Genomic DNA, 13,902 nt, shown 5'->3' on the forward strand with positions numbered 1-13,902 from the left:
CGCCGTCACCGGGCCGTGGAGTTCAAGAAGTTCCTGGTGAAGATAGACAAAGCCGTACCGGCCGAACTCGACGTCCATCTGATCTGTGACAACTACGCCACCCACAAGACGCCCGCGGTCAAGGCATGGCTCGCTCGGCATCCCCGTTTCCACACCCATTTCACGCCCACCGGCTCCAGCTGGATCAACCAGGTCGAGCGGTGGTTCGGACACCTGACCGACAACCTCATCCGCCGCGGCAGCCACACGTCCGTGCAGGCCCTCGAAGCCGACATCCGCAACTGGGTCCGGACCTGGAACAAGGACCCCAAACCGTTCACGTGGACCAAGACCGCCGACGAAATCCTCAACTCCTTAGCTGAATATATCGCCAGAATTTCCGGCGCAGGACACTAGTGTCCTGAGTCGTTAGTTCGTGTGCAGTATGCAGCGAGGGTGTCGAGGATGTCGTCGGCGGTCTTCGCCGAGACGAACGGCTTGGGGTTCTTGTTCAACTCGTTGATCCAGCCGCGGGTGTCCCGTTCGAGTTCGGCGACGCTGCGCTGGGCTGAGCGGCGGAGTTTGCGGCAGGCCAGTTCGGCGAACCAGCGCTCGACGAGGTTGAGCCACCCTCCAGCCGATTCGCCAAGAATCGGGCCCGCCACTTACGCACCTGCTCCAGCAAGACACCCAGATCGAGCGCCGTGCGGTCCTCCCGCCCGGTGCGGGCGCGACCTGCGCGTTCGCCCGACCCTCCGCACACGCCAGCACGATCCTCGGCCGCAACACCAACGCCGGGACGCTGTCCGCTTTCGCAACCAGCCACGCCGCACCTGGAGTTCGTGATCAGAAAACTCCAGCGACAACGGCTTCGGACCAGGCACCACCCGTCCTATGACCGCCCTTGAACTTTGGACTCAGGACACTAGCGCGTTGGGGTGCCGAGGATCTTTCCGAGCGTGATGGCCACGTCAAAGTCCCGATCCCATGTGAGTGCGACGAGGTCGTCGAACTCCGCCTCAGGGCGGAGCAGATCGAGGACGTCGGCTTCGAATACTGAGCCCGGTTCTGCGAGGTCGAGCGCCTCGTCGTGAAAGCAGCGGTACGTGTTGCGTGATCGGAACATGACCGAGTACCCACCGTCTACGAGCTCTCCCACGGAGACATCCCACTTCGCTTCAAGCGCCTGCAGTGTGCCGGCGACGTCGTCGGCGTTGAGCGGCTCGGTCAACAGATCCACTCCCACCGCTTCTCGGGCCGAATCCAACGGAAGCGTCTCGTCCCAGACCACCGAGAGGTGGCGCTCGAAACCGATTTCCTCGCGAACTGTTTTGTAGAACTCCAGGTAGTCGGTGTCCAGTTTCGTACGCATCCAGCGGGTAATCCAGAGGATCGGGGCGCTGATCAGATTCGCCCGCAACGAACCATTGCCGTCACCGTAGACAGATTCGCGGATGCTCGTCAGCAGCTCTTCGCAGTGGTAGTCCTTGCAGAACCGGAACAAGTGAGCCGACCGCCGTGGCAGACCGCCCCAGCGCGAAGACTGAGGGAGGGGGAAATCAGCCAGAATCGCCTCCAGTTCGCGTTGGAGTCCGGGCTTGGCGGCCGACAACACGAGGGCGTCGTCGTTCTCGTCCCACCGCCCGGCGCCCTCATAGTCGAACTTCGCCTTGCACGAAGCATATATAACGGCTTGAGCACATGTATTGAACAGCACCGTGCTCACCCGGTACGCAACCTCGCAGTGATAGTTGAGGTTGAATCGGTCGAGCTCTCCGTCAGCGACCCGCTCGAAGATATGCTTCGCCGACAGCACGTCTCTGGCGGCACGGCCGAGGATCCGCTCGATCTCGCCGGACGAGCTGTCGGCGGACGCTTCGTTGGGGCGCAGATCATCGGAGATCTCCTCAATTGCCGAGTCGAGCCGCTGGAGGGTTACCCGAAGCATGCCGCGTACGGTGTCGATGCGGAGCCGCTGCGCCTCATCTTGGAGCAGCATCTGTTCAATGATCAGGTCGAGGTCGGCCAGGAAGGGGTAGCGGTCACGCACAAGCGCGTGTCGTCGCCCTCGGGCGTTCTGCTTCGTGAACATCTCGGTTATGACGAGGCCGAGCGCAAAGATGTCCGCCGGCTTACCGATACCCAGGGCGTTGTTCCTCACCATCTGCTCGGGAGCGAGGTAGTTCCGGTTCACTAGGAGGTCCCCGCGATTCGTGAGCGAGGAGTCCTTGAAATGCGCGATGCCGAAGTCAGCCAGGACGAGCCGACGTGCATCAGGATCGACGAGGACATTCTCAGGTTTGATGTCACGATGCACTATGCCGTCGCCGTGCACGTACGCGAGCGCATCGCAGAGCTGGCGCGCGTAGTCGAGAAGCACGTCAGCATCGGTTTCGTCGTTGATCACGTTTCGCAGCGTCATAGGGTAGAAGTCCATGACGTAGTAGAAGAAGTTCGCGTCCTCTGAGCACGCGTGGATACTCACGACGTTCGGGTGGCTCGATGTCTGCCCGTACTCGATCTCCTGCTTGAAACGCTTGTTACGAGCGGAGTCCGCGTCGCGGGCCTTCTTAATTCGTTTGACTGCGAACACCTGACCGTCCGGCTTACGGCGAGCCTTCCACACCACGGCCGATCCGCCCTCTCCCGGAGCTGAATCGCGCTCGTAAGTGACTCCGTCGATGATGAACGGTTCGTTCTTCGGCATGAAGCCACCCTACTGACCCTCGGGGCGGTGACGTCGGCCAATTACCGCCAGGCTCTCCCGCCGGTTCGCGGCGAACCGGGGACCGCCACTGGCGTACCGCCTCTCGCGAGACACCCAGAACGTCAGCTATCTGGCTGGCTCTCGATGCGAGTGACTTGATCAGGGCCCGGATGATCCACGCCGGGCACCATGGGGTTCTCGTAGTCGAACTCCACCTTGCCGAAGGAGTCGCTGGTGATGGGCGGGGGGTCATTGTCGGCGATGATCAGTTGCAAGCGTTCGCCATATGCGTCAGCCAGCGTCCTGAAGCGACTGTAGATCTCGGCCGCGCGTTGCCGGTCGGAGGCGTTGTTGCCAAATGCCTTGCGCGGTGAATCGATCACGAGGAGCGATGGAACGAGGACGTCGGAGTGGTCGAGTCCGAAGGCAAGGAGCGTGAGGCTGTAGGCGAGGTTGACGGAGGTGGCGATGCCCCCGCCGGAGGCCTGCAGGGTCTCGAAGGGCCTTCCGTTGACCACCGGCAGGTAGGTGTCGCGGTCGATGACGGCCGTGTCGACCCAGGGCAGATTCCAGCTGGTGAGCAGTCGGCTGAACTCGGTGCTGAGGTCACCGACCAGAGTCTGGCTGGCCTTGAGCTGCTCGGACTTCTCCTTGATGCCCTTGTTGACCTGCCGGCGGTCGGCCTTGAGTGAGCGGATGTCCGCGTCGATGGTGCGCACCCGTGCCCAGGATTCGCGCAGTTGGGTGATGGCATCAATGCTGGCCTTGAGTGACGCAACGCGGGAGCTGGCCTCGGCGATGGCGTCAAAGCGCGGGGCGACCGCATCACGGGTCTGGGCGTCGAGCTCTCGGCGCAGGCTGGTGACGGCGAAGCTGAGTTGCTGCGACCGCTCCTGGATGGTCTGCAGGTGCGCCTCGTCCGACTGCTGGATGCGCTGTGCGTCCTCAAGCTGCTGCTGCAGGGTCGTGCGTGTCTCTTCGATAGCAGCCGGGTCGATATCGGCCTCAACTGGGTCAAGTTGAAGGCAGACGAGGCAGTGGCCATCCTCGATGGCCCGGGCCGCCAGCGACTGCATGCACCGCGGGCAGACGATGAACTCGAAAGGGGAGAGCTGGTCGATGGCCGTGGCCGACCGTGCGAGACGCGAGAGGTCGAGCTGTACCTGAGCGACGACGGCATGCCGCGCCTCCACTAGATCGGCGGCCGCGGACATTTCTTCCTCGGTCTGCCGGGCGGCGCGGATGGCGCTCTGCAGCTCGTCACGCAGCGCGGTGTCAGCTGCGGTCTGTTCCTCAAGTTCCGTGCGGAGGCTGGCCAGGGCGGACGATGCCCGCTCCAGGGTGTCGCGCAGCTGCGTGAGTTCGGCCCGGAGCTCGTCGTCGCTACGAGGGTCAGAGGCTGCCAGGAAGGAGCTGACGTTGTCGTGCTCGGCGGTTCTGGCCTTCAGTGTGTCCAAGAGCTGGTTGCTGGTGCGCTTGAGCTCCATGAGCGCACTGTCGGTGAGCCCGAACATCAGGCGGAAGAGCTCTCTGCGTTTGGTCTCAAACCAGCTGTCCAGATGACCGACGACCTGACGGTCGATCTCGCGTGCCTGGAGGTAAACGTAGGCGTACAGGTCGTTGAAGGTGAGGTTCTGCGGTCGCGCTGCTCCTTCTCGCCGTGCGGCGATCTGTTCGCGCGGGAAGCCGAGCGCGTCCAAGAGGTGATCGGAGAGCGTGGTGACGCCTTCCGAGGCCCGCAGAGGCAGGGTGCGTTCCAGAGCTAGGGAATGTGGATCGAGGAGATCCACGGTGTCTGCGGTGTCTCCCTCAATGGTGCGCCTGAGGACGACACGTTCGTCGCCGACTACTACCTCGGCCTGGACCGACAGAACGTGGTCGCGGACCGCCGGGGTGAGCATCGCGCTGCCGCCGAGGGCGTGCTTGAAGAGCATCAGCAGACTGGACTTGCCAGTGCCGATAGGGCCGGTAATCACGGTGGCCGGACGGTCGAAGCGGTAGGTTTGGTCCGCCTCGGCGGTCGTGACGGTCAAAGCGACAATGCGCAGGTGAACGGCCATGTTAGATCTCCGTCCGCCAGGGCCGGTCGACAGCGTCGGGCAGACGGTCGTAGATGAGATTCTTCAAGGCCGATCCTGACTTGTTGAAATGCCGCTTGAGCAGCTTGATGCGGCTGGCGACAACGGCCCACTCCGGCGTTGCGGCAAGAGAGGTAGCAGCGGCGGCGCCCTGCGGCGTGGCGCGGAATTCGGCTCTGGCGCTGTTGCTGTAGACGATCAAGCCGCGGGCAGCGAGTGAGCCGAGGACGCTGTAGTAGCGCTGGTCCCAGGGCCCGTACTTGTAGCGGGTCATACGGCTTTCGACCGCGAGGCGCTCGGGTGTTGTGGGGGCGGTTCCTGCTGGCCACGATGCCTCGCCAGCGGGCAGGAGACGTTCCAGCATCGCTGGATAGCGCAGCAGGAAGTCGAGTTTGGCGAGCTTGGTCAGACCGTCGAGCCCTCCTTTGGGGGTGGTGAACTGCGAGATGAGCAGGAGGATGCGCGCCTCGTGGTAGTGGACCTCGCGCTGCTCAGCCTGCCGCCTCTGAGCCCGCATGCGCGCTACGGCGGTGTCGAAGTCGGCGCTATGGGTCATGAGGCTTCCTCATCCGTGTTGAAATTCTCGGAGAAGAAGAAGAGGCACTCGTCGCACAACTGGTATGCCAGCCCCCGCAAATGCAGGTTGCTGAGCAGGAACGGCGGCGGCGACGGCAGAGTATCGACCTTCAGTTTCTCGGCCAGCAGGTCGTTCATCTTGTTGCCGAACTCGCTGCCCTCGGCGACCTGAGCGCGTGCATGGCGTCGGCACTCGAAGGCCATCTCCAGCACGTCCATGGACAGGTTCAAAAGGTCGGTTTCATCCCCGGCCAGGCCGGAGCGGCGCTCGGACCAGGTCGTGTACCACGCGGAGCGGAGCTGTTCGGCAAACGCCGCCTCGTCCAAGGGAACCAGGCCCCGGCGCAGCTTGCGGCCGAGCTTTGCCCCTCCCGGTGCCACTACGGGCGCCTGACCGCGGGGGAACGTGGGCAGCTGAACCGTCGTGTACGCGATCGCCTGGCGGACGATCTCGCGGGTGATTCTGCGTCGGCCGATGCGCTGCTGCATCCGCGTGCTGTGACGGACGCGGCTCGGATCGGCGATGTAGACAGCAAGTTGGCTGCGGTCGCTCTCATCACGGTTGGCACGCTCGATCCGATCCACGACGGCCCGGTAAGTGCTTTCAAAGTCGACATGCGCCAGCTGCAGTTGCTCGACGGCAGGCACCAGAAGCCGTTGGATGTTGACATCGGTGATGTGTGCGCGCTGGGGTGGGTCGCAGGAGATCTCCAGGACTGCGAGGAAACGAAGAACCTTCTCGACGAACCCTGTTGGCACCCGGATGTCCGCGAGCTTGCTCACCTGGGGTGTGTCCGGGATGTTGGGATAGGGCTGTTTCCAACGGACTTTGAGCATCTGGCGGGCGATTGTCTCCGCCATAGAGGACAGCCCGTCCGTGAGTTCCGGCTCCGGGCCGCACATCCGAGCCAGGGTGCCGGCGTTACCCTTGATCGGACTCAGCGCCGCGTTCGTCGCCAGTCTGAGACGGACATTGGCGGCACACTCGCATGCGCACCAACGGTCGAAGAGGTGGGTCAGGCCGCCGCTCTTGCACAACTCCGTAAGCGACCAAGTGCCCTGATTCTCTTCGCGATGTTTGACCGATACCAGTTCCACTGATCCATCGGCCCACGCCACGACGAAATCCTCGTGCCACTCGCAGACGACGAAGTCAATTGTGTCCTCGGTGAGCATGGCGAGACACTCTCGTGCGGCAACCTCCGCCTGATACCGGTAACGGCCCAGCGTGTCCGAGCCGCTGTCTTCCTCCGGAGCCAGTTCGAAGATGGCGTGCGCTGAACCGTTCGGACCCTCCGGCTCAGCGGGCGCTCTGGCGCCTTCAGCCCCAACGCCCATGCCCGCCGTGTCGACCATCGACGCCCCCGATCCGGCCCTGTATCAGGGCACGTCCCCCGCCGCTTCCATCCCGGCACCGGGAGTGAAGATCCCTACCTCTATCACACTGCAGCACCTCTGCGTAACAGTCCGTCGCAATTTGGCGCCTTCAGCAGTCGCCGACCGCAGTCCTCATGGGCGTTGAGATCCAGGCAGCGCGGCACAAGTAGGCGCTGAGCGCACGGTCGGCATCGCGAAGTCTGTGAACGAGCGGGGTCATCGACTCTCGCGCCTGGCAGGGATCTGACGCTCGGAGCAACCGCGTCGCGATCTGCAGAACCGCGCCCGTTGCCAAGGAATCGGTCGGCGGCGCGGTGTAGGGCTTGGAGGTCTTTTTCTTCCCGGCGGTGTTGAGCAAGGGCTGAGCCTCCGCAGTGCGGGAAGCATGCTCGGCATCGAGCACGGCGGCCAGGAACGATGTGCCGGCGTACGGGCGTGCTTCGGGCCAGGTCCGGAAGATTATGGCGATCGTCGCGCGCAGATCGGCGAAGTAGTGGGCGACGGGAACGGGCGCCCCCGCGCTCGTCGTGCTTTCGGGGCCTCCCGCAGCGAGTAAGCCCGCAAGGTGTCGTTGCACTTGGACGAGCGCGGCCATAGTGGCCGAATCGAGATCCCCGGCGGGGGCACTCTCCAGGATCAGGTCGGCTCCGCAGGCATGTGCGGGATGCTCGGCCGGTGCCGAACGCACCTCAGCCGACCGGCACTGCCACGGGTTTAGAGCATCGTCCGACAGGCGGGCGATGGCGCTGCCTGCATGGGAGGACTGCGCGAATGCGCCGCAACCGGGGCACTGGTGGGCGAGGAGTCGTTGGTGTCGGACACAGAGGAAGATCATGGGAAGGCGCCACAGCCGTTGCCAAGGACCGCCGTGCCGGTCCTGGATGGGGGTGCCGTTCCCGGTGAGACAGGGAGGACAGTAGCGCGTGGAGCGGGTCAGCACCCACGGGTTGTCGTAGATCATCCGGGCTGGGGTGCTGCGTGGCGTGAACTTGGGGTTCAGTGGCCCATACCGCTGACCGAGCGGAGCGAGGAGTATGTCGGCGACCTCGGCGGGCATCAAGAGGGTGGCGCGGGCAAAGGCCGCGAGGTGGGCGTCGTCCAAGTGGTAATGGAAGCTCAGGGGCAGGCGGGTGGGCAGACCAGGACTGCCGCCGGGTGCCAGACCGGTGCGGAGCAGGATCTCTGCGGGGGTGGTGCCCAGTCGATGAGCCAGGCGAAGCACGAATCCGGTGAGCGTCTCGTCGTGCAGCGGATCGAGGCTGCGGGGCAGGGAGCGCATGGTCAGCCGTTTCGTGGGCCGCGGACGTAGATCTCGAGGTTCGGAGTGTCCGATGCCTCCTTTGCGACTCCAAGCACCTGCTGCAGCGCAAGGGATGTGCCGGGGAGGCGTGCGAGGCGCCGGAAGGTGTCGCGGTTCAATGCAAGGGCGGTGTCGTAGAACGGGCGTAGCACTCGCTGTGTCCACTTCTTGTCGCGGGCTTCGAGTACGGACACAGCGATGCCCAGTACCGCGCCCATGGTCAGGGCTGAGTCCATAGGTGAGAGCAGCGAGTTGATCCCGTATGGGCTCTTCGATCCGCCCCGCCGCGTGCCGCGCCGGCTGTCGCGCATTCGCTGCACCGCTTCCCGTTCGATCGCCTGTGCCAGAGCGGGTGTCGCTGCGAAATGGCTTGCCTCTTGCCAGGAGGCGAGGATCAACGTGGCCACCACACGCAAGTCGACAAAGTACTGGGCGACCGGCACGAGTCGGCCGCAACTCCCGGCGCTCGACGGCCCGTTGGTGGCCAGCAATTCGTCGAGGCGTCCCTGGAGGGCCAGCAGCGCATTGAGGGAGTCGGCGTCCTCCGGGATACGAGCTGGGCCGACGCGGGAGAGGTCGGCCCCGCAGACCGACAGGCGGACCCCGCCCGAGCCCGGAGCGGATGGCGATCGGCACTGGGCCGTGTGGAGTTCTTCCATCCCCGGGCGAGCGATCAGGCCGGTGCGAGCGAACTGGGCAGGGGTGCGGCAAGCAGGACAGGCCCGGTGGAGGAGCTGCCGGTGCCGAACGCAAGCGAAGACCACCGGCAGGCGCCAGGACCGCCTCCAGGCAACGCCGTTCAGGGCCTCTTGCGGACTTCCGTCGCCAGCGAGGCAGGATGGGCAGTACTGGGAGGTCCGTACGAGGATCCATCGATTGGGGCGGTCCAGCTGCCGGGGACTCGTCCACGGCCGGTATCTCCTGCTCACCAGACCGTATCGATGTCCCATGGGGGCGAGTAGTAACTTGTCGGCCTCCGCCACGGTCAAATGCGCTGCGCGTGCCGCCCGGGCAAGGCGTGGCTTGTCCATGTCCACCAGCAGCCAGGGCGAGACAACGCCTGGGGTCTCAGCCGGTCCGTCCATCAACCCCAAACGGGCTGCGACTTGGTCCGGAGTCGTGCCGTTGTGACGGGCGAGGCGGAGAATGAAGCCAACAAGGGTTTCGTCTTCAAGTGGGTCCAGGCTGCGGGGCAGGGGACGCAGGGTCATGCCTCGACCGCCGGAGGTGTGCCGCGGTCGTCGAGAACCGTGTTGCGCCCCTTCCGGGCCTTCGGGGTCTTCCGGGGTGCTTTCACCTTCAGCTGCGGGGCAGTGTCCACGTCGGGGATTTCTCCGGCTTCGGCGTCGCGGACGCCGTCCTTGCCGGGGATGTTGCCCAGGTTGATGGCGATCTCGTCAAGGAGGTCGATGGTCAGATTCTCCAAGCCGCTCTCCATGGCCTTGGTCAGCCCGTCCTCGATCAAGCGCCGAAGAAGACCAACGATGCCGTGGGTTCGGCGGTAGAGGTACTCGGGCATCAGCCCCTGGGACAGCGTGCCGGGGCTGGCGTTGAAGAGCCGAATCTGGTTCTCGACGCCGACGAGGTGGTCGATGAAAGCCGCGATGCCCGCGTCACTGCTGTAGTCGAAGGGGTCGAGTGTGACCAGGTCGAAGCGGCGCTCGGTCTGGGTGGAGGCGTCGGGGTTGTAGCTCTTGCCCTTCTTCAGTGGTGCGTAGACCCACTGGTTGGTACGGGGGTCGTGCCAGCCCTCCCTGAGCAGGCCGGAGCGGGGAATGTTCACGCCGATGAGGACGAGCGTGACGTCCAAGTCCATCAGGCCGCGGATCAGGTCGAGGGTGTCCTGGTCATCCTCCCGGTGCATCTTCAGGCGGGTGATGTCGTCGATGATCAGGACGGTGGTGGCGTGCGCCTTGATCGATTCGCGGGCGTTGCGGATCATGCCGCGCAGGTTCTTGCCGTAGGGGGCGCCGTAGTAGTCGAGAATTGCCTCGCACAGGCCGATCGGAGTGGCCTTCACCGGGGTCTGGCAGTAGGCGACCGGCGCGATCAGGTCCCGGGTGCCGGGCATTGGATCGAAGTAGCACTCGGGGTACTGCTCGAACAGGTCACGCCAGGTGTCCTCGAACTCGGCGGCGGTCCGGCAGGCGGTCTCCGTCTTGCCCTGGTACCCGCCGCCGTTGATCATCAGCCCGTCCAGGGTGCTCGGACCGATACGCATCGCGTTGTTCTGGATCCGCGAACGCATCAGCATGGTGACCACCTCGCTCATCGGGGTGTCCAGCATCTGCATGTTGACGTGCGTGGCCGCGCGGTGCAGGTCATGCAAGGACTTCTTGCGCGGGCTCATCAGCCCGTACTCGGCCAAGGAGATCTTCCTGACCGGCACAAACAGATCCCGTGTCCGGCGGAACTCCTGCCAACCCTCATACCGGGTCCGGTCCGGCCTCGGGCCGAAGCGCAGGAACGGCACGGGAGCGTTTGGCGGCTCCGGGGGCAGAGTGCTCATCTCACGTCTCCTCCGTCGGCTTCGGGTCCGGTTCGTCGGATCCGTCATCGTCGTCGGCGATGATGAAGAGGTTGCGACCGCGGCGGCTCGATCCCAGCGGGGCAGGTACCGACGGCTGCTGCCCTGGCTTGGCCGTCTCACGCCGTTGGCGCCGGTGCGCGTCCAGGCTCTCGGTGGCTTCCCGGGCCCGTTCCCGCCACGGCGGCTCCGCACCCGGTGAGCCGAGGGCAGCCAGGCGCGGTGGCTTGTTCGGCTTCGGCGGCTGTTGCGGTCGGTCCGCGGCTGCCGCCTGCGCCTGGGTGATCTCCCGCGCATGCTGCGTCCGCTGGGATTTGGTCAGCTGGGACGGCCACTTCGCGACCGGATCGACGGCCCCCAGCATCTCCAGGAGCTTGGGGACGAGCTCGCTGTCAGAGCGCGGCTTGAGGCCCGCTTCCCTTACGCGGGTGAGGAGTTCCTCGACCCGGGCGTCACCGAAGGCTGGCATCTCGCCCTCCGGTGGCAGGCCCGTCCAGCGCAGTTCGTGCCATTCATGGGTGTCGGGATCCTGGAAATACACCACCCGCCGGTCGCGGGGTTCACGGTGGATGACCCAGTGCTGCTTGTAGCGGCCCCCGCGCGCGGAGTTCATGTCGGGCTGGTGCAGTAACGCGGCGTCGTACCAGAGCCCCTTGACCTGCACGCCCCGCCGGTGGATCCGCTTCACGTGGTGCTCGGGCAGGAAGCGGTAGTACGTCTCCGGGGCGGGAATGTCCAGATCGAAACCCTCCTGGGCGAAGGAGGCGGCGAACAGGGTGTTGGGGCTGTGGTCACCGCCAGGATCCCAGCTGGGTGCGAACTCGCCGAGCCTGCGGTTCTGCCAGACCTTCACGACCCAGGTCGCGATGAAGTGTTCCATCTCGGCCAGGGTCAGCACCGCGTCGCCCTCCGGGTCCGCACCGCGATCGGAGACGTCAACCCCCGTGTAACCGGCCAGCTTCTCGAACACCAGCGAGCGGATGCTGCCGAAGACGCGCTCCACCGCGCTCTTGTCCTGCGGGCGCAGCACGCGCGCCGGAAGAATTCGGCAGCCCATCGCCTCTTGGATATCCACCAGATGGTGATTGCGGTAGACGGAACCGTGGTCGGAGGTGACGGTCTCGGGGGTGAAGAACGGCAGCCCGGCCACCTCGTACCCGGCGAACTCGGAGACCATGGCGGCCGGCATCCCCGGATAGGGCCACTCCATGTCCTCGCCCCACTCCTCCCGCATGGGCAACGGCAGCATGACGTCGCGCAGCACCATCGCGACGTCCACCGAGGAGTCCGACACCAGAGTGAGCCGGAACGCGCAGATGGAGTGGGTGTAGACGTCCAGCGCCAAAGTGAGGTGGACGGTGACCGGGTCACCGAAAACGTTCTCGCGGACCATCACCGGCAGGATCGTCGTGTCCAGCGCGACGACCTGGCCGGGGCGGGTCACGAGAACATGCCCGTTCTTGGTGGGCAGTTCGGCCGAGCGTTCGTACTTCTGTCGCGCGCCGCCCGGTCCGAACCACTCCTTCCACACCCGCAGCAGCGTGTGGTAGCTGGGAACCTCGATCTTCTCGCTCTCGTCCCCGTCCTCGTCTTCGTTCTCGAATGTCTCCCGCACATAGCGACGGATCATGATCTCGCGGGTGCGTGCGCTGACCCGGGACCGGTGGTGCTGCGTCTCCGCCCTGACCGCGAAGATCGCCTCGCGGACCTCCTCGCTGACGCTCGGGTGTCCCCCGCTCGCCCGCATCCAGCGGTGATCGGCGCAACCCACGATCCCGTACCTCCTGCGCCTGCGCTCCCAGCGCTCCAGCGTGCGCACCCCGACATGCGCGACGCCCAGAAGCAGCTTGGCTTCTTCGGGCCTCAGCGCCGACAACTCAGCGGCCTTCGCCGCCCGCCGCTCAGTCAGCGTCGTACGGTCCGGGTCGTACTCAGGGTGCGGCTCTCCCGGCTCGGGACGGAACGGATCACCACTGCGGAAACCGCAGTTGACCTCCATCAGATGCGCGAAGCGCTGTTCCATCAAGGGCCGCTTCTCCGGCTTCACATCACTCCACGAGGCTGGCTGCCGCCCACGGTTGGCGCCCTCCGCCGCTGTACGCGACTGCGGCCGACAACGCGGGTGGTTGACCAGGAAGCGGAAGCTCGCCCGCTGGCGCTCGCCGTCCGCGCGCACCAGGTGGACCTGCCCCAGATGCGGCTCCTGCCGTTCGACCAGCCACTCCACTTCGTCGAGCACCACGCCCGCTCCGGGCGAGAGATCCAGTGCCGCCGCCCCCATCATGAGGGGCCTCCCGCCAGCACCACCCGCGAACTGTCCGTCAACGGTTGAGCAAGGTCGATCCCGAGCTTGCGATGCCACAACAAGTGCAGCAACTGAGCCCGTGCCGCCGGCCAGTACGTCTGCGCCGCCGCTAACTCTCCGAATGTGGCTTCCTCTTCGGCATGAGCAAGTAGTTCGGCCTGAATGCCGAGCACGTCGCGTGTCGGACGGCGCTTCCCGTACAACGCGCCCAGAGTGGACCGCACATGCGGACGCCATGCGGCCGCGACCGCGTAGTGCCACCCGCAGACCAACGCCACTTCCTCTGCGGCCGCGAACGACTCCAGGTCCTCGGGCTCGATCAGGTCTCGGGGCCGCACGTCGATCAGCCAGGCCCCCACCCGCGTGACTGCGAAGAAGTCCGGGGTGTGGTTGCGCCACTTCTTCACCGTGCGGAACCGGATACGCAACGGCTGCGACAGCACTTCCACCAGATCACCGGCAAAGTCCAGAGCTACCAGCAGCTGATCCTCTTCGAGGCTCTCGAACCCATGCAGGCGCCCCGTCGACACCAGGGACTCCAGACCGGGCCGGTGCCGCTGCTCCCGCCGCCAGGTGAACCCCCGCATCGGCCCACGGCTCGCCACCGGCACCTGCCCCAGGTGCCGGACCGGCCCGGCAATCTCGTCCCCGGCGTACTTCCACGTCGCGGTCCACCGATCCATCCAGCCATCGGACAGGTCCAGGTCGTCCCGCCCCGCGTCCAGTGAGACAGGGACCAGCAGATCTGTCCACGTACAGCTGTGGGACCACAAGAAGCCCCGGATATCGCTCATAGTCCCAGGTAAGCCGTACGCATCCCGCCGGAGGGGTGATCTTCGAAGTTGGCGACAACTTGCCTGCAAAGAGGACGGAACACGTCAACAACGATGCGAATTCGGCGACAGATATCGTGCTCAGCGCTTCGAGAAGGACCAGGTCGAGGTGGGACGTTAACGACAACTATCGTGCTCAGGCTCACCCACCGCCGTGACCGGAGTACCCACTTATTTGTGGGTACTTGCCGGGGGGTGGGGGCGGGGTGAGTCTGGTGGC

The 13,902-nt window shown here is 65.3% G+C and carries 10 protein-coding genes and 2 pseudogenes; 1 reads left to right on the forward strand and 11 read right to left on the reverse strand.

Going from position 1 to position 13,902, the window contains the following annotated elements:
• Positions 1–396 (forward strand): IS630 family transposase (locus ADY01_RS22395; RefSeq protein WP_049576637.1); only part of this gene is annotated, 396 nt, incomplete at its 5' end.
• Here the strand turns inward: ADY01_RS22395 and ADY01_RS40750 are convergent.
• The 11 genes and pseudogenes from ADY01_RS40750 to ADY01_RS22440 all read right to left on the reverse strand — a co-directional run.
• Positions 393–620: pseudogene (locus ADY01_RS40750) on the reverse strand (IS630 family transposase); the annotation flags it as partial. The gene ADY01_RS22395 and the pseudogene ADY01_RS40750 overlap by 4 nt on opposite strands.
• Before the next feature lie 284 nt (positions 621–904).
• Entirely contained in the window at positions 905–2,686 is a 1,782-nt protein-coding gene (locus ADY01_RS22405; protein WP_078900508.1) for a serine/threonine-protein kinase, read from the reverse strand.
• Between the two features lie 122 nt (positions 2,687–2,808).
• Positions 2,809–4,746 (reverse strand): ATP-binding protein, encoded by a 1,938-nt coding sequence (locus ADY01_RS22410; protein WP_049576643.1) that lies wholly within the window; start codon positions 4,744–4,746, stop codon positions 2,809–2,811.
• Between the two features lies 1 nt (position 4,747).
• Positions 4,748–5,320: a hypothetical protein gene (locus ADY01_RS22415; protein WP_049576646.1), complete on the reverse strand. Its 573-nt coding sequence runs from the start codon at positions 5,318–5,320 to the stop codon at positions 4,748–4,750.
• A complete protein-coding gene (locus ADY01_RS22420; RefSeq protein ID WP_049576648.1) occupies positions 5,317–6,696 on the reverse strand; it encodes a dsDNA nuclease domain-containing protein in 1,380 nt (459 codons plus the stop codon). The genes ADY01_RS22415 and ADY01_RS22420 overlap by 4 nt, the downstream gene beginning before the upstream one ends.
• A gap of 130 nt (positions 6,697–6,826) precedes the next feature.
• Positions 6,827–7,996, reverse strand: a complete 1,170-nt coding sequence (locus tag ADY01_RS40755; RefSeq protein ID WP_234320353.1) for a TniQ family protein — start codon at positions 7,994–7,996, stop codon at positions 6,827–6,829.
• A 2-nt stretch (positions 7,997–7,998) separates the two neighbouring features.
• Positions 7,999–8,676 carry a hypothetical protein gene (locus ADY01_RS40760; RefSeq protein ID WP_234320354.1) on the reverse strand — a complete coding sequence of 226 codons (678 nt, stop codon included), beginning with the start codon at positions 8,674–8,676 and terminating at the stop codon, positions 7,999–8,001.
• Positions 8,677–8,805: 129 nt separating this feature from the next.
• A pseudogene (locus ADY01_RS41870) lies at positions 8,806–9,228 on the reverse strand (TniQ family protein); the annotation flags it as partial.
• Positions 9,225–10,526 carry a TniB family NTP-binding protein gene (locus tag ADY01_RS22430; RefSeq protein ID WP_049576651.1) on the reverse strand — a complete coding sequence of 434 codons (1,302 nt, stop codon included), beginning with the start codon at positions 10,524–10,526 and terminating at the stop codon, positions 9,225–9,227. The gene ADY01_RS22430 and the pseudogene ADY01_RS41870, both read right to left, overlap by 4 nt.
• Position 10,527: 1 nt before the next feature.
• Positions 10,528–12,828, reverse strand: coding sequence for a DDE-type integrase/transposase/recombinase (locus ADY01_RS22435; RefSeq protein ID WP_049576653.1), 2,301 nt, complete (start codon positions 12,826–12,828; stop codon positions 10,528–10,530).
• Positions 12,825–13,643 carry a TnsA-like heteromeric transposase endonuclease subunit gene (locus tag ADY01_RS22440; protein ID WP_049576656.1) on the reverse strand — a complete coding sequence of 273 codons (819 nt, stop codon included), beginning with the start codon at positions 13,641–13,643 and terminating at the stop codon, positions 12,825–12,827. Before ADY01_RS22440 ends, ADY01_RS22435 begins: the two co-directional genes overlap by 4 nt.
• Positions 13,644–13,902 lie beyond the last annotated feature (259 nt).

It is taken from the genome of Streptomyces sp. SBT349 (assembly GCF_001083795.1).
Classification (GTDB): Bacteria; Actinomycetota; Actinomycetes; order Streptomycetales; family Streptomycetaceae; genus Streptomyces.

Bases quoted from the DNA above. Each gene is read 5' to 3' on its own strand.
- ADY01_RS40755 (WP_234320353.1), bottom strand. From the start codon at position 7,996: ATGCGCTCCCTGCCCCGCAGCCTCGATCCGCTGCACGACGAGACGCTC.
- ADY01_RS22440 (WP_049576656.1), bottom strand. From the start codon at position 13,643: ATGAGCGATATCCGGGGCTTCTTGTGGTCCCACAGCTGTACGTGGACA.
- ADY01_RS22435 (WP_049576653.1), bottom strand. From the start codon at position 12,828: ATGATGGGGGCGGCGGCACTGGATCTCTCGCCCGGAGCGGGCGTGGTG.
- ADY01_RS22410 (WP_049576643.1), bottom strand. From the start codon at position 4,746: ATGGCCGTTCACCTGCGCATTGTCGCTTTGACCGTCACGACCGCCGAG.
- ADY01_RS22405 (WP_078900508.1), bottom strand. From the start codon at position 2,686: ATGCCGAAGAACGAACCGTTCATCATCGACGGAGTCACTTACGAGCGC.
- ADY01_RS22430 (WP_049576651.1), bottom strand. From the start codon at position 10,526: ATGAGCACTCTGCCCCCGGAGCCGCCAAACGCTCCCGTGCCGTTCCTG.
- ADY01_RS40760 (WP_234320354.1), bottom strand. From the start codon at position 8,676: ATGGAAGAACTCCACACGGCCCAGTGCCGATCGCCATCCGCTCCGGGC.
- ADY01_RS22420 (WP_049576648.1), bottom strand. From the start codon at position 6,696: ATGGTCGACACGGCGGGCATGGGCGTTGGGGCTGAAGGCGCCAGAGCG.
- ADY01_RS22415 (WP_049576646.1), bottom strand. From the start codon at position 5,320: ATGACCCATAGCGCCGACTTCGACACCGCCGTAGCGCGCATGCGGGCT.